We start from the raw sequence: 20,171 nt of genomic DNA, 5'->3' as shown, positions 1-20,171 counted from the left end.
TCTGTCTTTCGGCTGATGCGACTACCGCTCGAGACCTACGAGCCCCGACTGGTAAGCCAGTACCACCGCCTGCACGCGGTCGCGGACGCCGAGCTTGGTCAGCACGCGGCTGACGTGCGTCTTCACGGTTCCTTCGCTGAGGAACAGGGCTTCGGAGATCTCGAGGTTCGAGAGGCCTTTCGCGAGGAGCACGAGTACTTCGCGTTCGCGGGCGGTGAGCTCGGCGAAGACGTCCTCTGCTGCCTGCGACCCTGGCAGGTGCGGGAGGAACCGGTCGAGCAGCCGACGGGTGGTCGACGGGGCCACGACCGCGTCGCCCTCGTGGACCGCGCGGATCGCGCTCACCAGTTCGGTCGTCGGGACGTCCTTGAGCAGGAACCCGGCAGCACCGGCGCGGAGGCCCGCGAACGCGTACTCGTCCAGATCGAAGGTCGTGAGCAGGAGGACCCGCGGCGGGTCCGGGAGCGCGGCGATGCGTTCGGTGGCGCCGACGCCGTCCAGGCGCGGCATCCGCACGTCCATGACGACGACGTCCACCCCACCGGCGCGGACACGCTCGACGGCGGCCTGCCCGTCGCCGGCCTCGTCGACGACAACGAGACCGTCCTGCGCGTCGAGCACCATCCGCAGCCCGCTGCGCACCAGCTCCTGGTCATCCACCAGCAGCACCCGAATCACTGCCTGACCACCGCTTTCTCGGTCGGAAGGAACGCCGTGACCGCGAAGCCGCCGCCGGGTCGCGGTCCCGCTGTGACCTCCCCGCCGACCGCCGCGGCCCGTTCCCGCATGCCCAGCAGTCCGAGGCCCGCACCGTCGTTGGCTGCGGCGGCGCCGCGTCCGTCGTCGGCAATGGAGACGGAAAGCCCGTCGGGCTGCACCACGACGCTGACCTCGGCCTGCACGGACGGACCGCCGTGTTTGACGGAGTTGGTGAGGGCTTCCTGCACGATCCGGTAGGCCGACAGGCCGGCGCCGGCGGGGACGCTCGCCAGGTCACCGGTCACGTGCAGCGTGACCGGCAGTCCGGACTCGCGGACCTGGCTGACCAGCGTCTCGAGCTGACCGAGGTCGGGCTGCGGCGCCCGAGAGGCGGACTGGGGGCTCCGCAGCACCCCGAGCAGCCGACGCATCTCCGCGGTGGCCTCACGACCCGTGCGGCCGATGGTTTCGAGCGCGACAGCGGCCCGCGCCGGATCGGACTCCAGGACGTGTCGGGCCCCGTCCGCCTGCAGCACCACGACCGAAAGACTGTGGGCGACGACGTCGTGCAGGTCGCGGGCGATGCGGCCGCGCTCCTCGACGACGGCGAGGCGAGCCAGCGCATCCCGTTCGCGTTCGAGCCGGGAGGCACGGTCGAGCGCCTCCTGCAGGTACGCGTGCCGTGCGTGCACGACCCCACCCCACAGCCAGGCCATGAGCAGCGGCGCACTGCACACGCCGATCGAGACGCTCAGCGCGATGGCCTGGTTCCGCAGCGCGAGCTCGTGCAGGTCGTACGAGGTTCCGGTGAGACTCAGCACCAGATACGACCACTTGACGCCCCCGATGACACCGAAGACGACGCTCAACGCCAGGGCGGCGCGAGCGTGCGTGCGCGGGGCGTACGCGGACGCCGAGTACGCCATGACGATGCCGGCGTACAGGATCGCCGGGTGCGGGAAGCTGAACGTGGCCAAGGTGACCAGGCCGAGCGCGGCGGTGGCGTAGAGCGCACCGACCTGGTGGCGGCTACGCAGCGCGACCGGCACGACGAAGGCGAGCGGGAACAGCGCCTGCCACCAATGCCCCTGGACTCCGACCGACGCGAACAGCATCAGCGAGAGCAGCGCGACGACCGTGGCGGCCAGCCCGTCGAACACCAACGGGTGCGCCCGGAGCCACAGGTGCACGTGTCGCATGCGGCCGAGCGTAACCGCGCGCTACGAGGGGCGGCTCAGAACGGGGGCCAGGGGACTACGTGGCGGCGGGACGAGGGCCTTGGGAAGCGGGCGGAGCGGAGGAGGCGGTCGACCCGGGCGGCCGTGGTGTCCACCTCGGTGACCGTGAGGTGTTCCTCGAGCGCCTCCCGCAGCACCCCCTCCGGCTCGAGCTCGGCGCGCAGCCGGGTCAGCGCCTCGACCTCTTCCTCGTCGAGCGGCTCACCACCCCAGCCCCACAACAGCGTCCGGAGTTTCGTCTCCTCGTGGAAGCACAGGCCATGGTCGACGCCGTACAGGTGACCGTCGTCGGTGAGCAGCAGGTGCCCACCCTTGCGGTCGGCGTTGTTCGTCACCGCGTCGAGCACGGCCAGCCGGCGCAACCGCACGTCGTCGGCGTGCGCCACGACGACGTCACGGCCGCCGCCGTCCACGCCGCCGAACACCGGGAACCAGCCCTTCGGAACCTTGTTCTCCGGCAGGAGGTCGACCAGCTCGTCGACGGACTCGGATTCGATCCACAGCTGACACATCCCGGGCCCGAACGGTCCGTCGCGCAGCAGCGTCGGCGGTACGAGATCCCAGCCGAGCGCCTGGTCGACCAGGTATGCGGAGACTTCCCGTCCGGCGAGCGTGCCGTCCGGGAAGTCCCAGAGCGGACGCTCGCCGCGCACCGGCTTGTAGACGCAGGCCGCGCTGACGCCGTTGGCGCTCACGGCGGCGAGGAGGGTGGCGTTGCTGGCGTCGACCAGGCGCCCCTCGATCGTCAGCTCACCGGTGGCGAGCAGGACGAGGGCCTCGGCCGGATCGAGAGCCGCCGGCTGTTCTGCTGTGCTCAGCGCCGGTACCCGTTCTGGCGGGGGCAGACGTGCCCACCGGACTCCAGCGGCAGACCGCAGAGCGGGCAGGGCGGACGCCCGGCGGCCACGACCCGCACGGCCCGCGCGACGAACGCCCGGGTCTCGACCGCGGTGAGCCGCACCCGGAGGCTGTCGAGCTCGTCCTCCTGCGCTTCCTCGTCGTCCGACTGCGCGGTGGCCTCGACGATGACCGTCGACGACTCGGCGTCCCAGGCGAGCGAAAGCGTTCCGACCCGGAACTCTTCCTCGACCGGCGCCGTCAGCGGCGCGGTGTCGACGTCGTCGGGCTCGTCGCCGGTGTCGGCGCCGAGCCTGCGCTGGGCTTCTTCGAGCAGTTCGACGAGCCGCTCCGCCAGCAGCGCCACCTGAGTCTTCTCGAGCACCACGCTGACGGTGCGGCTCTCATCGGTGGCCTGCAGGTAGAAGGTGCGGTCGCCGGGCTCCCCAACCGTCCCGGCGACGAACCTCTCGGGGCGTTCGAACGCGTAGACCTGACCTGCCATGCCTCGACCCTACGCGGTCCCGGCGTGTGCCGCCTCCACGAGGTCCCCGGCTCAGGCGGCGCCGGCACCGCCGCCGACGACGGCGTCCGACTCGTCGGTCTGCTCGGTGTCATCGGCTGATTTCGGAGGGGGAAGCAACCCCGTCACATCGCCCCCGATGTCGTTGACCCGCACCACGAAGGGCCGGGTTTCGGAGTACCGGATGATGCTCACCGAGCAGGGGTCGACGACGATCCGCTGGAACAGGTCGAGGTGCATGCCGTAGGCGTCGGCGAGGATGGCCTTGATCACGTCGCCGTGGCTGCAGGCGAGCCAGACCGCGTCCTTACCGGAGGACTCCTCGACCCGGGCGTTCCACTCCCGCACCGCGGCGACCGCCCGGGCCTGGGTGGCGGCCAGGCCCTCACCGCCCTCGCCGGGGAACACCGCGGCCGACGGGTGCTGCTGGACGACCTTCCAGAGCGGTTCCTTCACCAACTCGGTGAGCTTCCGGCCGGTCCAGTCGCCGTACTTGCACTCCCCCAGTCGGTCGTCGATCACCGGGGTCAGGTCCCGGTCGGCCCAGACCGGTGCCACGGTCTGCTGGCACCGGTCGAGCGGGCTCGACACGATCGCCGCCAGCGGCACCGGCCGGAGGCGTTCGGCGACCGCCTCGGCCTGCTTGCGGCCGTGGTCGTCGAGGTTGACGCCGGGCGTCCAGCCGGCGAGCACCCCGCTGGTGTTCGCGGTACTCCGGCCGTGCCGCAGCAGCACCAGCGTCGGCATACGTCCAACCTCATCCCGGTAAAGCGAGCAGAAACCTCAACACTACGTCGCCGAGATGACCCCGGTTCCGACCAGCAGAAGCACGATCGTGCCGAGGATCACCCGGTAGATGATGAACACCGTGTAGCTGTGCTTCGCGATGAACTTCAACAGCCAGGACACCGAGATGTAGCCGACGACGAAGCTGACGAGGGTCGCGACGATCGTGTTGGCCCAGCCCACGCCACCGGAGATCCGGTCGTACTCGGTGACGCCCTGCAGGATGCTCGCCCCGGTCAGCGCCGGGATCGAGAGCAGGAACGAGAGCTTGGTGATCGTCACCCGGTCGATGTCACGGAGCAGACCGGCCGACATCGTGGCGCCCGATCGGGAGACGCCGGGGATCAGGGCCGCGCACTGCGCGAGGCCCATGATCAGCGTGTCCTTCCAGGTGATGTCCACCTCGTGACGGCGCTGGGTGGCCGCCCGGTCGGCGAACCACATCACGCCGCTGAAGAGGATCAGCGCGGACCCGACGAACCACAGGCTGCGCAATGTCGTCTCGATCGCGTCCTGGAAGAGCAGCCCGACGATGATGATCGGGATCGAACCGATGATCACCGCGAGGCCGAGCCGGAAGTCGGGGTCGCTCTTCGGGCGCTTGCCGGCCAGCCCGGCGAAGAACCCGATGATCATCCGGATGATCGTCTCGCGCAGGAAGATGATCGTCGCCAGCACCGCGCCGGACTGGATGATCACCGTGAACGCGGTGATGTCCGGGTCGTCGATCCGGTAGCCGAGCAGCTTCTCGATGATCGTCAGGTGGCCGGTGCTCGAGATCGGGAGGAACTCGGTGAAGCCCTCGACGGCGCCGAGGAGGACTGCTTCAAAGATATTCACTGAGTGCGCGCGTCTCCATCGTTGAAAGCGAGGCGGTATGCCTCGTCCACTGCCTGCAGAGTTTCGATGCCCGAGCGCTCGCCCGGGAACGCCGCCACGGCGACCGTCGTGACGCCGGCGTCGGCCAGCGCGCGCAGCCCCTCGGCGATCCGCTCCACCGGGCCGAGCAACGAGGTCCGGTCGAGAAACTCGAACGGCAGCGCGGCGTACGCACCCTCGTAGTCCCGCTTGAGGTACTTCTCCTGCACTTCCGCGGCCGCGTCCGCGTAGCCCATCCGGACGGCGAGCTGGTTGTAGAAGTTCTTCTCGCGGCTGCCCATGCCACCGACGTACAGCCCCGCGTACCAGCGCACCGCGTCAGCGCAGCGCTCCGGGTCGTCACCGACGACGACCGGCACCGTGGCGCAGACGTCGAAGCCCTCCATCGTCTTGCCGGCCTTCTCGCGGCCCTTCGCGACGATCTCGAGCTGCTCGGGCCCGAAGTCGGTCGAGTAGAAGATCGCGAGCAGTCCGTCGGCCACCTCACCGGCGAGCTCGAGGTTCTTCGGGCCGACCGCGGCCAGGTAGGTGGGGATGTAGTCGCGCACCGGGTGCACGGTCAGCATCAGCGCCTTGCCCGGTCCGTCCGGCAGCGGCAGCTGGTAATGCGCGCCGTCGTATTTGACCCGGCGTTTGCGCTCCAGCGCCATCCGCACGATGTCGACGTACTCCCGGGTGCGGCCGAGCGGCTTGTCGAAGCGGACGCCGTGCCAGCCCTCGGAAACCTGCGGGCCGGAGACGCCGAGACCGAGCCGGAACCGGCCGCCGGACAGCGTGTCGAGCGTCGCGGCGGTCATCGCGGTCATCGCCGGCGATCGCGCCGGGATCTGGAAGATGGCCGAGCCGATGTCGATCTGCTCCGTCTGGGCGGCGACCCAGGCCAGCACCGTGGCGGCGTCGGACCCGTAGGCCTCTGCCACCCACACCGACGACCAGCCGAGACGATCCGCTTCCCGGGCCAGTTCCAGGTTCGCGGCGTCATTACCCGCGCCCCAGTACCCGAGGTTCACCCCCAGTTTCACGTGCCACTCCCGTCTGCCGTGAGGTCACGGCGCAGCGTAACGGCGGGTCGGTGCTCCGGTGTGGGGTGGGGCGACGGTAGCGTCCGCTGCCATGGAACTGCGTGCCCTCGGCCACAGCGGGCTGATGGTGTCCCGGCTCGCGCTGGGAACGATGTCCTGGGGGCGGGACACTGAAGCTGACGACGCCGCCGAGCAGCTCAAGGCGTTCACCGACGCCGGTGGGACGCTCGTCGACACGGCTGACGTCTATGCGGACGGTCGCGCCGAGGAGATCCTGGGTGACCTGATCGGACCGGTCGTACCGCGCTCGGCGGTGCAGATCGCGACCAAAGCGGTGGCCGTACCGGCGCTGCGGCGGCGCGACGCGTCCCGCGGTCATCTGCTCTCCGCGCTCGACGCCTCGCTCGCCCGCCTGCGCACCGACCACGTCGACCTCTGGCAACTGCACGCGTGGGATCCGCACACGCCGCTGGAGGAGACGCTGTCGGCCGTCGACATCGCGGTCAGCACCGGGCGGGCGCGCTACGTCGGGATGTCCAACTACACCGGCTGGCAGACCGCGAAGGCCGCCACCTGGCAGCTCGCGCACGGGCGTCCGCGGCTGATCTCCACCCAGGTCGAGTACTCGCTGCTCGAACGGGGCGTCGAACGGGAGGTCGTGCCGGCCGCCCTCGACCTCGGCGTCGGGCTGCTCCCCTGGTCGCCGCTCGGCCGCGGGGTGCTGACCGGCAAGTACCGGCACGGCACCCCGAACGACTCCCGCGGTGCGTCGCCGCACTTCGAGCGGTTCGTCGGGCGCTTCCTCGAGCACCGGTCGGCGCGTGTCGTCGAAGCGGTCGCGACCGCGGCGGACGGCCTCGGCGTCTCGCCACTGGCGGTGTCGCTGGCGTGGATCCGCGACCGGCCGGCGGTCACCGCGCCGGTGGTGGGCGCCCGCACGGTCGGTCAGCTGATGGGCTCGCTGCAGACCGAGTCGCTGACGCTACCCGCCGAGATCCGCCGCGCGCTCGACGACGTCTCGGCCCCGGAATTCGGCTACCCCGAGCGCGACGGCGGCTGAGATCACCGCGAAAGCGTCGGGAACGAGGGACACTCGCGCCTCCGGCACCGGCGAGGCACTATGACTGAGTGCCCCCAGATTACGAGTACGCACCGCTGAGGTTGCCGCCCGGCACTGACCGGGTGACCGCACAAGTGGAGCTGACGATCCGGGCCGAGTACGGAGGCTGGGAGCTCTCCCGCGTCCGGCTCTACGCCGACGGCACCCGCAAGATCGTCCTGCGCCGCCGCCGCTCCGCCTCCTCCAGTCCCGCACTGGCCACCTGAGCGCCCCCCGGGGGTTGCCGCCCGTCCTTAGGCTGACCCTCGTGAGCGCCTAGGAGGGCCAGCCAATGACCGTCGAGATCAGCACCGAGCGTCGCCGCTTCCCGGGCATCAGCCCGCGGGCCTACGAGCATCCCGCCGATCGCGGCGCACTGGTCGCGCTCCGCGCGGTACCCGGTCTGCCGTCGGTGCTGCGCGCCCTGTCGGGAGCGGTTGGTGAACGCCGTGAGCGGCTGCTCCTGCTCGCGTCCGCCGTGAAGGTGACGACGAAGCAGTTCCCCGAGGTCCACGCCCTGCGTCTGGAGTGCGCGGCGACGCTCGACATCAGTCCGGTGCCCGAGGTGTTCGTCCTGCGCAACCCGGAACCGATCGCGATGACGATCGGCATGGACGCGCCGTTCCTGGTGCTGAGCACCGGCCTGATCGAGCTGCTCGACACCGACGGGCTGCGGTTCACCATCGGTCACGAGATGGGCCACGTGCTCAGCGGGCACGCGGTCTACCGCACGCTCCTGCTGCACCTGACCAGCGCGTCGCTCAATCTGGCCTGGTTTCCGATCGGCTACTGGGGGCTGCGGGCGATCCGGCTCGCGCTCGAGGAGTGGTACCGCAAGTCCGAGCTGTCGTGCGACCGGGCGGGGCTGCTCTGCGGCCAGGACCCGGCGGCGGCGCTGCGTACCCACGCGCTGATGGCCGGCGCGATGAGCACCGGCCCGGACGAACTGGTCGACTTCCTCGCGCAGGCCGACGAGTACGACGACGCCGCCGATATCCGCGACAGCATCCTCAAGCTCGGGCACCTGACCGGGCGGACCCACCCGCTGCCGGCGCTGCGGGCCGCGGAACTGCAGCGGTGGGCGGACACCGACGAGTACACCACAGTGCTCGGCGGCCAGTACCCGCGCCGGGAAGACGACCCGGACGCCTCCTTCACCGCCGAGGTGAAGGCCGCCGCGGGTGCCTACCGGGACGCGGTGGCGTCCTCCAACGACCCGCTCGCCAAGCTGGTCACCAAGGCCGGTGGCGCCGTCGTCGACGGCCTGCGGAGTTTCCGCAGGCCGTAGACCGTCCGACCTACCAGAGGCGCGCCGCGGATCCGGGAACCGGATCGCGGGGCGCCGGCACCGGCTCCTCGATCGAGTCCTCGTCGACGATCTCCTCGTCCATGCGGTAGAGCTGTGCCTCGTCGGGGCCGAGCAACAGCGGGTCGGGACCGTCGGACGCCGGTGCCTCGGCGAACGTGAGCGGCCGGTGCAGCGCGTTGACCACCAGGACACCGTTGCCCGGCACGAGGTCCTCCGGGTAGGCGTCGAGCGCGGCGACAGTGCCGTCGCCGGCCTGCACGAGCTCGTTGACCGCCTCCCCCACGTCGGTGACCGGCCGCGCCGCATGCGTGGAGTCCACCGCTGCCCAGGATGTACGCCGGGCCTCCGTGGCCAGCGTCAGCAGCCGCGTCGGCTCGGGGATCACGTAGTCACGCCGGTGGCGGACCGACACCATCACGGCGCCGTCGCCGACCGGCACGCCGCCGGTGGGGCGGATCGGCGCCGGGGGCGCCGACTCCGGATCCCCGTCGGCCTCCAGGTACTCGCAGTCCCAGGGCGTGACCTCGTCGTAGACCTCGCTGATCAGGTCGTCGTAGCGGACGGTGGCGTTGTTCAAGGCCACGTACGCACGCCAGATCCGTTCCTCCGACGCACCGGACTGCAGCACGGCGCGATGGCGCCGAGCGGCGGTGACGACCGCCTCGAGCGCCGCGTCGATCTGGGCTTCGGTAGACATTCCTGAGCTCCCAGCGGCCGTGGTCAACTACGCGACAAAAAACGGTCCAGCACACGCACTCCGAAGCGTAGGCCGTCGATCGGCACCCGCTCGTCCACACCGTGGAACAGCGAGGCGAAATCGAGATCCGGGGGCAGCCGGAGCGGGGCGAAGCCGAAGCAGCGGATCCCCAGCCGCGAGAGCGCCTTGCCGTCGGTGCCGCCGGAGAGCATGTAGGGCACGGCCCGCGCCCCCGGGTCCTCGAAGCGCAGCGCGTCGGCCATCGCGTCGACGAGCGCACCGTCGAACGTGGTCTCCAGCGGGATCTGCTCCATCGTCGGCTCGACCGTGACGTCGGGGCCGGCCAGCTCGCGGATCGTGGCGAGGAACTCCTGCTCCTGCCCCGGCAGGACTCGGCCGTCGATCGCGGCGGTGGCCGAACCCGGGATGACGTTCACCTTGTAACCGGCGTCGAGCATCGTCGGGTTGGCGGTGTTGCGCAGCGTCGCGCCGATGATGCGCGCGATCGGCCCGAGCTTCGCGATCGCCAGCTCCGGCTCGTTCGGATCGAACTCGATCTGCAGGGCGTCGCCGGCTTCCTCGAGAAAGCGCCGGACGGTGTCGGTGAGCACGAGCGGGAACTTGTGCCGACCGATCCGGGACACCGCCTCGGACAGCGTCGTGATCGCGTTGTCCTCGTGGGTGAACGACCCGTGGCCGGCCTTACCGGTGGCGGTCAGCTTCAGCCACTCGATGCCCTTCTCGGCGGTCTCGATCAGGTACAGCCGCAGGTCGTCGGTGACGCTGACCGAGAACCCGCCGACCTCGCTGATCGCTTCGGTGGCGCCTTCGAACCACTCGGGGTGGTTGTCGACCATCCAGTGCGCCCCGTGGATGCTGCCGGCCTCTTCGTCGGCGAAGAACGCGAGCGTGATGTCGCGCGGGGGCTTGCGGCCCTCCCGCGCCCACTGGCGCACGAGCGCCAGGACCATCGCGTCCATGTCCTTCATGTCGACAGCGCCGCGGCCCCAGAGGTAGTCGTCGCGGATCTCGCCGGAGAACGGGTCGACCGACCAGTCGGCCGCGTTCGCGGGCACGACGTCGAGGTGGCCGTGCACGACCAGGCCGCCGCGCTCGGAGTCCGTGCCTTCGATCCGCGCGACGACGCTGGCGCGGCCCCGCTCGCTCTCGTAGATCTCCGCGGTGATGCCGACCTCGTCGAGCTTCGCGGCCACGTACTCGGCCGCGGCCCGCTCCCCCGCGCTGGTCGCCGTCTCACCGGTGTTCGTGGTGTCGATCCGGATCAGGTCCCGGGCGAGATCGACGACTTCGTCTTCGGCGCTGGGCTGCGGGTGCGCGCTGGGGCTCATGCGCCCTTGATACCAGCCCACACCGACAACCCGTTGGGAAGAAGCTGGGCGTGCCCATCCCCGGGGCACGACACGGCTCTGCCAAACTAGCGGCTGATGGACTTCTACTCTGTTTACGACCAGGGCTTCTTCCGCGTGGCGTCGTGCACCCTGCGCACCGCCATCGCGGACCCGGCCGCCAACGCCGACGCCGTCCTCGCCGCGGCCCGGGAGTGCCACGACGACGGTGTCGGCCTGGCGGTGTTCCCCGAGCTGACGTTGTCGGGCTACTCGATCGAGGACCTCTTGCTCCAGGACACGCTCCTGGACGCCGTGGAGGCCGCGATCGCCGAGGTCGCGGCCGCGTCCGCCGAGCTGCAGCCGGTGCTGGTCGTTGGGGCGCCGCTGCGCTACCGCAACCGGCTCTACAACACCGCTGTCGTGATCCACCGCGGCCGGGTGCTGGGCGTCGCGCCGAAGTCGTACCTGCCGACCTACCGCGAGTTCTACGAGCGCCGACACTTCGCCCCCGGCGACGACGTGCGCGGCACGATCCGGCTCGGCGACGTCGAGGTGCCGTTCGGGCCCGATCTGCTCTTCAGTGCCCTCGACGTACCCGGGTTCGTCCTCCACGTCGAGGTGTGCGAGGACATGTGGGTGCCGATCCCGCCGAGCGCCGAGGCCGCGCTCGCCGGAGCGACGGTGCTGGTCAACCTGTCGGGCAGCCCGATCACGATCGGCCGCGCCGAGGACCGGAGGCTGTACTCCCGCTCCGCGTCGTCGCGGTGCCTGGCCGCGTACGTCTACGCGGCGGCCGGCGAGGGCGAGTCCAGCACCGATCTGTCCTGGGACGGGCAGACGATGATCTACGAAAACGGCGTCCTGCTGGCCGAGAGCGACCGGTTCCCGGACGGTCCCCGCCGCGCGGTCGCCGACGTCGACCTCGACCTGATCCGCGCCGAACGGCTCCGGATGGGGACGTTCGACGACAACCGCCGACACCACGAGGCACGGCTGGACGGCTTCCGGCACGTCGACTTCGCTGTCGAGCCCCCGGAGGGCGACATCGGGCTGCGGCGCACGCTCGCGCGCTACCCGTTCGTGCCCGCCGATGTCACCCGGCTGGAGCAGGACTGCTACGAGGCCTACAACATCCAGGTCTCCGGTCTGGAGCAACGCCTCCGGGCGATCGGGCAGCCGAAGATCGTCATCGGTGTCTCCGGCGGGCTGGACTCCACGCACGCGCTGATCGTCGCCGCGAAGGCGATGGACCGGCTGCACCGGCCCCGCACCGACATCCTGGCGTTCACGATGCCCGGCTTCGCCACCAGCGACCACACCCGCAACAACGCTGTCGCGCTGGCCGAGACGCTCGGCGTCACGTTCGAGACGCTCGACATCCGGCCGGCCGCCACCCAGATGCTCACCGACCTCGGGCACCCGTTCTCCCGCGGCGAAGAGGTCTACGACGTCACGTTCGAGAACATCCAGGCGGGCCTGCGCACCGACTACCTGTTCCGCGCGGCCAACCAGCGCAACGGCATCGTGCTGGGCACCGGCGACCTGTCCGAGCTCGCGCTGGGCTGGTCCACCTACGGCGTCGGCGACCAGATGTCGCACTACAACGTCAACGCCGGTGTCCCGAAGACGCTCATGCAGCACCTGATCCGCTGGGTCGCCGCGTCCGGGCAGTTCGCCGACGAGGTGAACAAGGTGCTGCACGCGGTGCTCGACACCGAGATCACGCCGGAGCTGGTGCCGACGAAGGAGGGCGAGACGCCGCAGAGCACCGAGGCCAAGGTCGGCCCGTACGCGCTGCAGGACTTCTCGCTGTTCCACGTCCTGCGCTACGGCTTCGGTCCGGCGCGGATCGCGTTCCTGGCCCTGCACGCCTGGCGGGACGTCGAAGCGGGCGAGTGGCCGCCGAACTACCCCCAAGAGCACCGCAACGCCTACGATCTGCCCGCCATCCGCCACTGGCTCGAGGTGTTCCTGCAGCGCTTCTACTCGTTCAGCCAGTTCAAGCGGTCGGCGCTGCCGAACGGTCCGAAGGTTTCCGCGGGCGGGTCGCTCTCGCCGCGCGGCGACTGGCGGGCGCCGTCGGACGCCTCGGCGCGGACCTGGTTGGACGCACTCCACCGCGACGTCCCGGAGTCCTAACAGGTCGTCCGTCCCCGTTCGCGGCATTCACCTCCGCCGATCGGTGGTCCGATGTAGTCACTTCAGGTGATGTCCTGGGCCACTTCGGCTGCGCTGCGTCGCAGTGGACGGTGAACGCCCGCGCCTCACGTGAGTCGACGTGAATGCCGCGAACGGATCAGGCGGCAACGAACTGGACCCGCTTTTGGTTACTCAGCGTTGATGGCGAACGGGTCGTCGGGCGACCCGAAAAACACCGAAGGCGACGAGAACACGCTACCCATCGGTACGTTTGACGACCCCTTCGGAAGGCTTTGTTTTTGAACCCTATTTAAAACCAACTCCGTTTTAAATAGGGTTCAATAATTGCGACTGAGGGCCCAAACTTAACTGCTCTTAATACGGACGATATGCGACTCGTAACTAATCGGGCTCGCGTCCGGGACTTCGAGGCATCGCAACGGGTCCGATGCGGATCTCGCCGCGGCCGTCCACGGGGTCGCCGGCGACCGGGAGACCCTGACGGAATGGCACTCCGGCAACGGGCCCCAGCGGGCTGCTGAAAGCGCCGCTGACGGCTTCTACGGGCCGCGCCTTAGCCGAGCTCGATATCGACGGCACGCGTCGGTGGAACTCGAATGGAGCGGGTCCGATGAGCGCACCGCAGCGCGGGCAGAAAGGCCGGGCGGATCAGTCGGTCCGCAGCCGGGCGCCTTTCTGGAAAGGCGGAAAACCCAAAACCCCGACCGACACGCACACGCCCTGCGGGGGAGGGCGGTACAGGTCAGCCGGGGCCTGTCGTCCGCGCGGCGGCGAAGTGTTTCGCGGGGTGATCGCCGACACGTGGCACGTTCCGGGTGGTGCGGTGTTGCTCGTCCGCCCCGTCCTCGCCGGGCCGGCCGCCGTCTTCCCTGGTCAGGTCAGAGGGGCCGTAGCCCGGCGAGAGGGCGTGTGCGAACGGCGCGGAGCCGTCCGGTACCCGTTTCCGCCGGTGGTCCGGCGGCGGGAGCTGCCTGCCTGGTCGCTTGCCTGGGCCGCGAGGGGCCGGTCCGGCGCGAGGGCTCGGTCAGCGGGGAAACGCTGTCGCAGGAATGGGATTTCGTCGAAGACCGGAATGGTCAGCCGTGCTGCATGGCACAACTCCTCGAGAACGCAGGAACGGGGGAAGAAAGACGTGGGGAACGAACGCTTCAGAAGCGGTTCATCGCAGAGGCGAGCTCTACGCCCCCACCTGCAATCAGGGCGACCGCGGCAAGCGTAACTGCGGTGGAAACAGCCGCGACGATTCGTCCGATGCGCATGATCTCTCCTTGATGGGGAACCGAAAATCGAATTCGGGTGCCCTAGGGGTTTCGCAGAATTTCGACGCGTCGTGTTCTCGATCATTTCGAGGACGGGAGTAACCATTCCACGGCTCACCGTAATGGCAAGCCTCTTAAGGTAAAAGAAAGGTTCGGTCTGATGCCGATGAGAGTCCGCTCGTCGGCCGCCCCGAGTCCGGGCCCGCCGCCGCCGGAGCAATTAGGGAATGAATTTCCTACAGGCCCGTTTCGCCAAGCTCCGTACTAAATGAGGTAGAGTTGAACCGAACGACATGAGTTGTTCACGCGCTCCGGAACGTGACTCACTTGTTCACTCTCCGTCCGCGCCCTATCCTGAGTAAGTGACGATCTCTCCGGTCCCCGGCTCGTTGATCGGGCGTGACCCGGAGATCGCCAAGTTCGATCGCTGGATCAGCGGTTGCCTCCAGGGCGACGGTCGCGCTGTCCTCATCGACGGCGAACCCGGCATCGGCAAATCCACTTTGATGCGCACGGTGTCCCTTCAGGCCGCGGAAGCGGGATTCACCGTGTACCGGGGCGCCGGTGACGAACTCGGCCAGGCACTGCCCCTGCTTCCGTTCCTGGACGCGCTGGAGGTACGCGAGTCCACGACCGATCCGCGCCGCCGCGCCGTACTCCGGCTGTTACGCGGCGACTTCGCCGCCGGCGCTTCGGTCGACGCGGTCACGGCCGCGTCCGAGCAGTTGTTCGCGCTGATCGAACAGCTCTGCGAGCAGTCGCCCACGATGCTCGTCATCGACGATCTGCAGTGGGCCGACCCGGCGACGGTCGCACTCTGGGGCCGGTTCGCCAAAGCCGCCCGCCAGCTGCCGCTGCCCCTGCCGCTGTTCCTTCTCGGTCTCGCCCGGCCCACCCCGCAGGGCGACAGCCTCCGCGCACTGCGCCGCGCCATCGAGCCGGACGAGTTGGTCCGGCTGAGCCCGCTGGAGGACGACGACGTCACCGAGCTGCTGACCAGCCTGACCGGAGCCCGGCCGGGGGCCCAGCTCGCCCGCCTCGCCGACGGCGCGGCAGGCAACCCCCTCTACCTCACCGAGCTCGTCGGCGCACTCAGTCGTAGCTCCTACCTGGCCGAGACCGCGCCGGGCACCGTCGACGTCGTTTCGGGCTCGGCTCCCCGGACGCTGACCGCGGCCATCGCCGACCGCCTCGGCTTCCTGTCCGAGCAGGTCCGCGGTGTCCTCCGGGCCGCGGCGCTGCTGGGAGTGCGGTTCGCTGTCGACGACCTCGCGCTGGTGCAGAAGCAGAGCGTCACCGAACTACTGCCGGCGTTGGAAGAAGCCCTCGCCGCCGGTGTCCTCGCCGACACGCCCGAAGGCCTCGCCTTCCGGCACCCGCTCATCCGCACCGCGCTCTACGAGGAACTGCCCGGGTCGGTCCGGTCGGCGCTGCACCGCGACGCCGGCCGTGCGCTCGCCGCGGCCCACGCACCCGTCGAACGTGTCGCCCGGCAGCTGCTCTCGGCTGACGACCCGTCCGGTCTGCGCCTCGGGCCCCTCGAGCCGTGGGTCCAGGACTGGCTGTCCGAGGCAGGCCCCGCTCTCGTGGCGCAGGCACCGCAGGCAGCGGCCGATCTGCTGCGCCGTGCCTCCAACGGCTGGCCTGCCCGGCCCGCGGACGAAGCGCTGTCGGCGATGCTGGCCAACGCACTGTTCCGGCTCGGCAACTCCACCGAGGCCGTACAGGTCGCCGTGGCCGCGCTCGACCGGGTGACCTCCCCCGATCTCCTCGTCGACCTGCACTGGATCCGGAGTCAGGCCCAGTTGCAGGTCGGCGATACCCCGGAGGCGCTCGAAGCGCTCCTCAAAGCGCTCGACAATCCCGCGCTCACCGCTCGTCACCGCGCCCGGCTCCTGATCTCGGTGGGACGGGCACACCGGATGGTCGGCCAGGTACAGCTGGCGGGAAAGGCCGCCGAGGAGGCCCGGGCGCTCGCGCTGGAATGCGGTGACCGCTGGGCGCTGGCCTGGGCGCTGCACATTCTCTCCGCGACGTCGGTCACCCGCGGCGGCACCACGGAGAGCCTGTCGTTCTACGACCAGGCCATCGCGGCCACCGCCGACGATCTCTCCCTGACCGACCTTCGCCTCCTCGTCCAGATCAACCGCGCGGTGTGGCTCGGCGACCTGGACCGCTACCCGGAGGCGCTGGAGGCCCTACGCGAAGTTCGCGACGAGGCCACCCGGGTCGGCAGCGCGATCCGGGCGGCCCAGGCCTACACCGCGCTCTGCGAGTTGTACTTCGAGAACGGCCAGTGGGACGACGCCCTGGCCGACCAGGACGCGGTGCCCGAAGAGGCGCTCGACCAGGCGTCCGCCTGCCAGCACCGTGGGCTGCTCGCCGCGATCTTCTTCCACCGGGGCGACACCGAGTCCGGCCTGCGTCACCTCGCCGTTTCCGAGGAGCGCGAGGAACTTCTCGGCCTGCGGGTCATCGCGGCGCCCGCGCTGGCCCGCGCCCTGCGCTCCGAACACGCCGGGAAACCCGATGAAGCGCTCGCGGTCCTGCTCGACAGTCTCACCGGTGAGGGTGAAGAGGTGGACGAGATGGAGGAACTCCTCCCCGACGCGATGCGGTTGGCGCTGGAATGCGGCGACGCGGAGGACGCGGCGCACGTGCTCCGGTTCGCCGACGAAGCCGCGGCCCGCTCCGCCAATCCGCACCGGATCGGCACGTCCCTGTACTGCCGAGGGCTGCGCGATCAAGACGCCCACACCCTGCTACAGGCAGCCGAGCAGTACCTGGTGGCCGGTCGTCCGCTGTTCCGGGCCGCCGCTCTGGAGGCCGCGGCCGCGCGGTTCGCCGAGCTCGGGGAGCGGGCCGAGGCGCGCACCGCGTTCAGTCGCGCGCTCGACGGCTACCAGGTCCTCGACGCGAAATGGGATGCCGCGCGGCTGCAGAACCGGTTCCGGGAGTACGGGATCCGGCGGGCGCCGCGGGTCAAGCACCGGCAGGCGCGGTCCGGCTGGGACAGCCTGACGCCGACCGAGTCGAAGGTCGCCGACCTCGTCGTGCAGGGCATGTCCAACCCGCAGATCGCTGCGCAGTTGTTCCTCTCGCCGCGGACGGTGAGCACGCATGTGTCGCACATCCTGAGCAAGCTCGACCTGCGGTCGCGGATCGACCTGGCGCGTGAGGCGGCGCTGCGGAACGAGAGTGCGCCGGACGCCTGAGTCGGCGTCCGGCGCTGTTCCTTGGTGCGGAAACGGTTCAGCCGGGGATCACCCCTCGTGATCCCCGGCTGCGCCGTTCTCCCCGGTCCCCGCGGAGAGTTCTAGTGGTGTTTCGGGCCGGCCGGGTTGGGCGGTACGACCCGGGCCCGGCCGATCACGCCGTCGGTGTTCTCGAAGGGTTCGGACTGGTCGATGCCGACGATCGGGTACGACCCGGTGTCGGTGGGACCGACCGGCGCGGGGCCTGCCACGGCGGGGCCGGCAATGGCAGGACCGACCGCGCCGGCCGGTGTCTCAGCGGCCGGCGACCGACCGGGCAGGACCGAGCTGTACGGCCCGGTCGGTGTCTGGACGGCCTCCCCGCCCGGGGCGGGGAGGCCGGTGGGGGCCGGGCCCAGCGGTAGGGCGACGCCGAACTGCGTGACGCCGTCGTCGGCCCGCCCGTGCTGCATGCCGTCGCCGGAGCGGCCGTTCTGCATGCCGGGCTCGGGACCGAGGATGGGGACCTCGCCCGTGGTGTAGGCGGCCGGAAGGTCGGTCAGCGAGATGCCGTGGTGACGCCCGGCGCGGGAGGTCCAGCCGGAGCCGTCGGGCTGCTGCGCGGCCGCACCGTCGAACGCGTTCCCGTACGGCGCGGGCTGGTGAGGCATCGGACCCGCGGCCACCGGACCCAGCGGGTCGATCGTCGCGTACGGCCCGGACGGGACGTCAATCCCGCCGATGGGGCCCCCGAGGTCGAAGCGGGCGCTGCCGGCGCCGACGGGGCCGCTGACTGGGGCGGGGGCGCCGGCCGGGCCCCGTCCGCTCGGGCCATAGGCGCCACTCACGGGCGCCGGCCCGTACGCCCCACTCACCGGCGCCGCCGAACCGTACGCGCCACTCACCGGCGCCGCCGGTCCGGAGCCGTACGCACCGCTCACCGGCGCAGCCGGACCCGGGCCGAAAGGGGCGCCTCGCCCGTTCCCGTTCGCAGCACGGTACCCATCCGCGCGGTACGGGGGGTACGGGCCCGTCGCCGCACCGGGCTGCGGCGACGGGCGGTCGTAGCCGAGCGCCGGCAGCCGGCCACCGGGATAACCCAGCTGGTCCGAGTTCGCCCGGGGCGGCTGCGGGGTCGGCATCATCGGCAGTCGCGGCGCCGGCCACGTCGGGCCGGGGCGCAGCTGCGGCGGGTGCGGCCCGGGACGTTCCTGGGCGGCCATCATCGTCGATCCCAGCGCCGGAGCCGGAGCGTTCAGGGCCCGGGCCAGGTCGCCACCCTTCACCCGCTCGCTGCGAACGTGTTCGCTGCGTCCCCGCTCGCTGCGGAGTTTCTCAGCTGCGACCTCCAGTGCCACGACCGTGGCCTCCTTCCGACGTCGTTTCTGCCCTCGCCGGGTCCATCCCGGAGCGAAGTACCACCAGGTCAGGAACCACAGGAGCGTCCCGCCGGTGATCGGTAGCGCGTACGAGGTGCCCATGACGACGTCGAGGATCAGCAGCAGCACGCCGTTGACCGCGAGCATCATCAGCGTGACGCCCCAGAACGCGAACCGGCTCGATGCCTTCACCAGCTGCGCCTCGAGCCGACGCCGGAAGACCAGGCGGTGGAACGGGGCCGGGGCGATCAGCAGGCACGTGGCGCCCGCGACGAGCACCAGACTCACGACGTAGACCATCCGCTGGAAGCGGGTCGTCTCGTCGAAGCGGCTCGTGAACGCCAGCGTGAGCAAGAAAACCAGGAGCAGCTGCGTGCCGATCTGGGCGGCCCGCGTCTCGTGCAGGATCTCGAGGTAGTTCCGGTTCCACCGCTGGGTCGGGGTTTCCTGAGTCCGAGGGTCGCGCCGCTCGTTGCGGCCCGTGGTCAGTTCCGCAGACATCGAAACTCACCCCTTCCGTCGCTGGTGAAAAGACTCGTCTAGCGCGAGTCGGAAGACATCGGTCGACTGACGTAACCGCGAAGCAGCGCGGACGACCGCGGCACCGACACGGGTACGTACGTCGCGGGAGCGCAGGGCCCCGGCGTACCGCACACCGGACACAGTGGATCGGCCAGCACCGTTCCCCACAGGTCGGCGGTGGACGGTGCGCGGCTCGGAAGATGTGCCACCCAGTGCCTCACGATCACACCGCCGCTTCGAGTCGTCGCTGGCCGTAGCCTGCGGAAACAGGGGTCGCGCCGGCCGGGTACGGCGCGTCGATGGGCCGGTACATCGGCCGCGGTCCGGGCTTCCGGCGGGGGAAGTAGCGGTGGTAGATCTCCAGCCGGGCCGACGCCGTCGGCGGCACCATGCCGGCGCGTCCGAACGAGTGCAGGATCGCCTGGTGCAACACGCGGGCGGCCTCCTGGAGCGCGAAACCCTCGGTGCGGGCACCCTCCGGCGCCAGGCACCGGGCGATCATCGGCAAGACGTTGTACCGGTTCTGGTCGGCGAGCTCCCGGCAGGCGATCTCGAACGCCACGTAGAAGCCGGAGAACGCGACCGGATAGGCGAGCGCGTCGGTGAAGTGCAGCCGATGGCGCGCCATGGCGGGCACCGCGTACCACCGCAGGCCGAGCTGGGCGAACCACGCGTAGCCGGGATGCTCCAGGTTGACCTCGAGCACGCGTTCCGGCGAGAGCTCGTACGCGATCACCGGCCCGCCGTGCACGCGCAGGAGCAGCGGTAACACGTCGAACGGACCCGGTAGGAGCCGGCCGCCGTCGACCGGGCGTCCACCCGGCCAGCCGGCGCGCAACGCCAGCGTGGTCAGCTCGAGATGGCGGGGATCCCCCAGGATCGAGCCGTCGGCCTGCTGGTAACCGGCGTAGCCGACGAGCTGCTCGTTGAGGATCTCGACCCCCGGGTCGAGCACGGTGGCCACCGAGCGGATCTTCCCGTCCCGGGTCGCCACCCGGAGGTGCTCGGCCAGCCCGGAGGCCACCGCATCCGGATCGGTGACGCCGCGCAGGTCGCGGACGTGCAGGCCGCGCCAGCGCAGGCGGCCGATGCCCTTGTCGGCGTTGGCCCAGGCCACACGGGCCGCCCAGGCGAGTTGCTCGGTGGTCGGAATGGTCGGACCGGCGAGTTGCCCCCGGTCTGCCGCAGCGATCTCGATCCGCACTTCGACACCTCCTTC

At 70.6% G+C, this 20,171-nt stretch carries 16 protein-coding genes; 5 read left to right on the top strand and 11 right to left on the bottom strand.

The annotated features are described in order from the left end of the window. Nucleotides 1-21 precede the first annotated feature (21 nt). The 7 genes from ACGFY5_RS23485 to ACGFY5_RS23455 are packed head-to-tail and all read right to left on the bottom strand — an operon-like array spanning nt 22 to nt 5,984. Nucleotides 22-678, bottom strand: a complete 657-nt coding sequence (locus tag ACGFY5_RS23485) for a response regulator (RefSeq protein WP_392722872.1) — start codon at nt 676-678, stop codon at nt 22-24. Beyond that, the gene (locus ACGFY5_RS23480) at nt 675-1,898 is read right to left on the bottom strand and encodes a sensor histidine kinase (protein WP_392722870.1); all 1,224 of its coding nucleotides are present in this window, start codon (nt 1,896-1,898) and stop codon (nt 675-677) included. Before ACGFY5_RS23480 ends, ACGFY5_RS23485 begins: the two co-directional genes overlap by 4 nt. A gap of 35 nt (nt 1,899-1,933) precedes the next feature. Then, nucleotides 1,934-2,755 carry an SCO1664 family protein gene (locus ACGFY5_RS23475; RefSeq protein ID WP_392723899.1) on the bottom strand — a complete coding sequence of 274 codons (822 nt, stop codon included), beginning with the start codon at nt 2,753-2,755 and terminating at the stop codon, nt 1,934-1,936. Further along, a complete protein-coding gene (locus ACGFY5_RS23470; protein WP_392722868.1) occupies nt 2,752-3,279 on the bottom strand; it encodes a DUF3090 family protein in 528 nt (175 codons plus the stop codon). Before ACGFY5_RS23470 ends, ACGFY5_RS23475 begins: the two co-directional genes overlap by 4 nt. A gap of 51 nt (nt 3,280-3,330) precedes the next feature. After that, nucleotides 3,331-4,044: a histidine phosphatase family protein gene (locus ACGFY5_RS23465; protein ID WP_392722867.1), complete on the bottom strand. Its 714-nt coding sequence runs from the start codon at nt 4,042-4,044 to the stop codon at nt 3,331-3,333. Nucleotides 4,045-4,086: 42 nt separating this feature from the next. After that, nucleotides 4,087-4,923, bottom strand: a complete 837-nt coding sequence (locus ACGFY5_RS23460) for an undecaprenyl-diphosphate phosphatase (RefSeq protein ID WP_392722865.1) — start codon at nt 4,921-4,923, stop codon at nt 4,087-4,089. Then, nucleotides 4,920-5,984, bottom strand: coding sequence for an LLM class F420-dependent oxidoreductase (locus tag ACGFY5_RS23455; protein WP_392722863.1), 1,065 nt, complete (start codon nt 5,982-5,984; stop codon nt 4,920-4,922). The genes ACGFY5_RS23460 and ACGFY5_RS23455 overlap by 4 nt, the downstream gene beginning before the upstream one ends. A 91-nt stretch (nt 5,985-6,075) precedes the next feature. Between ACGFY5_RS23455 and ACGFY5_RS23450 the strand changes: the two genes are divergently transcribed. The 3 genes from ACGFY5_RS23450 (at nt 6,076) to ACGFY5_RS23440 (ending at nt 8,371) form a co-directional block, all read left to right on the top strand. Next, nucleotides 6,076-7,044 (top strand): aldo/keto reductase, encoded by a 969-nt coding sequence (locus ACGFY5_RS23450; protein ID WP_392722862.1) that lies wholly within the window; start codon nt 6,076-6,078, stop codon nt 7,042-7,044. Between the two features lie 68 nt (nt 7,045-7,112). Then, nucleotides 7,113-7,310, top strand: a complete 198-nt coding sequence (locus ACGFY5_RS23445; RefSeq protein ID WP_392722860.1) for a DUF5703 family protein — start codon at nt 7,113-7,115, stop codon at nt 7,308-7,310. A gap of 65 nt (nt 7,311-7,375) precedes the next feature. Then, a complete protein-coding gene (locus ACGFY5_RS23440) occupies nt 7,376-8,371 on the top strand; it encodes a M48 family metallopeptidase (RefSeq protein WP_392722859.1) in 996 nt (331 codons plus the stop codon). Between the two features lie 10 nt (nt 8,372-8,381). Here ACGFY5_RS23440 and ACGFY5_RS23435 read toward each other — a convergent pair whose 3' ends face one another. Further along, entirely contained in the window at nt 8,382-9,089 is a 708-nt protein-coding gene (locus ACGFY5_RS23435) for a hypothetical protein (RefSeq protein ID WP_392722857.1), read from the bottom strand. Nucleotides 9,090-9,112: 23 nt separating this feature from the next. Continuing rightward, nucleotides 9,113-10,438: a M20/M25/M40 family metallo-hydrolase gene (locus ACGFY5_RS23430; RefSeq protein ID WP_392722855.1), complete on the bottom strand. Its 1,326-nt coding sequence runs from the start codon at nt 10,436-10,438 to the stop codon at nt 9,113-9,115. Nucleotides 10,439-10,534: 96 nt separating this feature from the next. On the opposite strand from ACGFY5_RS23430, the gene ACGFY5_RS23425 reads away from it, so the two are divergent. Together ACGFY5_RS23425 and ACGFY5_RS23420 are read left to right on the top strand one after the other, a co-directional pair. After that, nucleotides 10,535-12,577: an NAD(+) synthase gene (locus tag ACGFY5_RS23425; protein ID WP_392722853.1), complete on the top strand. Its 2,043-nt coding sequence runs from the start codon at nt 10,535-10,537 to the stop codon at nt 12,575-12,577. 1,642 nt (nt 12,578-14,219) lie between these two features. Next, entirely contained in the window at nt 14,220-17,072 is a 2,853-nt protein-coding gene (locus tag ACGFY5_RS23420) for an AAA family ATPase (protein WP_392722851.1), read from the top strand. A 101-nt stretch (nt 17,073-17,173) separates the two neighbouring features. Here the strand turns inward: ACGFY5_RS23420 and ACGFY5_RS23415 are convergent, their stop codons facing one another. Next, entirely contained in the window at nt 17,174-18,931 is a 1,758-nt protein-coding gene (locus ACGFY5_RS23415; protein WP_392722849.1) for a DUF6328 family protein, read from the bottom strand. Nucleotides 18,932-19,175: 244 nt separating this feature from the next. Continuing rightward, nucleotides 19,176-20,156, bottom strand: coding sequence for a nitric oxide synthase oxygenase (locus tag ACGFY5_RS23410; RefSeq protein ID WP_392722848.1), 981 nt, complete (start codon nt 20,154-20,156; stop codon nt 19,176-19,178). Between the last annotated feature and the right edge of the window lie 15 nt (nt 20,157-20,171).

The sequence above is a fragment of the Cryptosporangium sp. NPDC048952 genome, assembly GCF_043197895.1.
Classification (GTDB): Bacteria; Actinomycetota; Actinomycetes; order Mycobacteriales; family Cryptosporangiaceae; genus Cryptosporangium.
The sequence above is the reverse complement of the archived record's forward strand: the minus strand, read 5'-3'. Positions and strand labels throughout refer to the sequence as shown.

Excerpts from the sequence above, each read along its gene's own strand:
- ACGFY5_RS23430 (WP_392722855.1), bottom strand. The coding sequence starts at position 10,438 with ATGAGCCCCAGCGCGCACCCGCAGCCCAGCGCCGAAGACGAAGTCGTC.
- ACGFY5_RS23480 (WP_392722870.1), bottom strand. The coding sequence starts at position 1,898 with ATGCGACACGTGCACCTGTGGCTCCGGGCGCACCCGTTGGTGTTCGAC.
- ACGFY5_RS23450 (WP_392722862.1), top strand. The coding sequence starts at position 6,076 with ATGGAACTGCGTGCCCTCGGCCACAGCGGGCTGATGGTGTCCCGGCTC.
- ACGFY5_RS23415 (WP_392722849.1), bottom strand. The coding sequence starts at position 18,931 with ATGTCTGCGGAACTGACCACGGGCCGCAACGAGCGGCGCGACCCTCGG.
- ACGFY5_RS23465 (WP_392722867.1), bottom strand. The coding sequence starts at position 4,044 with ATGCCGACGCTGGTGCTGCTGCGGCACGGCCGGAGTACCGCGAACACC.
- ACGFY5_RS23470 (WP_392722868.1), bottom strand. The coding sequence starts at position 3,279 with ATGGCAGGTCAGGTCTACGCGTTCGAACGCCCCGAGAGGTTCGTCGCC.
- ACGFY5_RS23425 (WP_392722853.1), top strand. The coding sequence starts at position 10,535 with ATGGACTTCTACTCTGTTTACGACCAGGGCTTCTTCCGCGTGGCGTCG.
- ACGFY5_RS23440 (WP_392722859.1), top strand. The coding sequence starts at position 7,376 with ATGACCGTCGAGATCAGCACCGAGCGTCGCCGCTTCCCGGGCATCAGC.
- ACGFY5_RS23435 (WP_392722857.1), bottom strand. The coding sequence starts at position 9,089 with ATGTCTACCGAAGCCCAGATCGACGCGGCGCTCGAGGCGGTCGTCACC.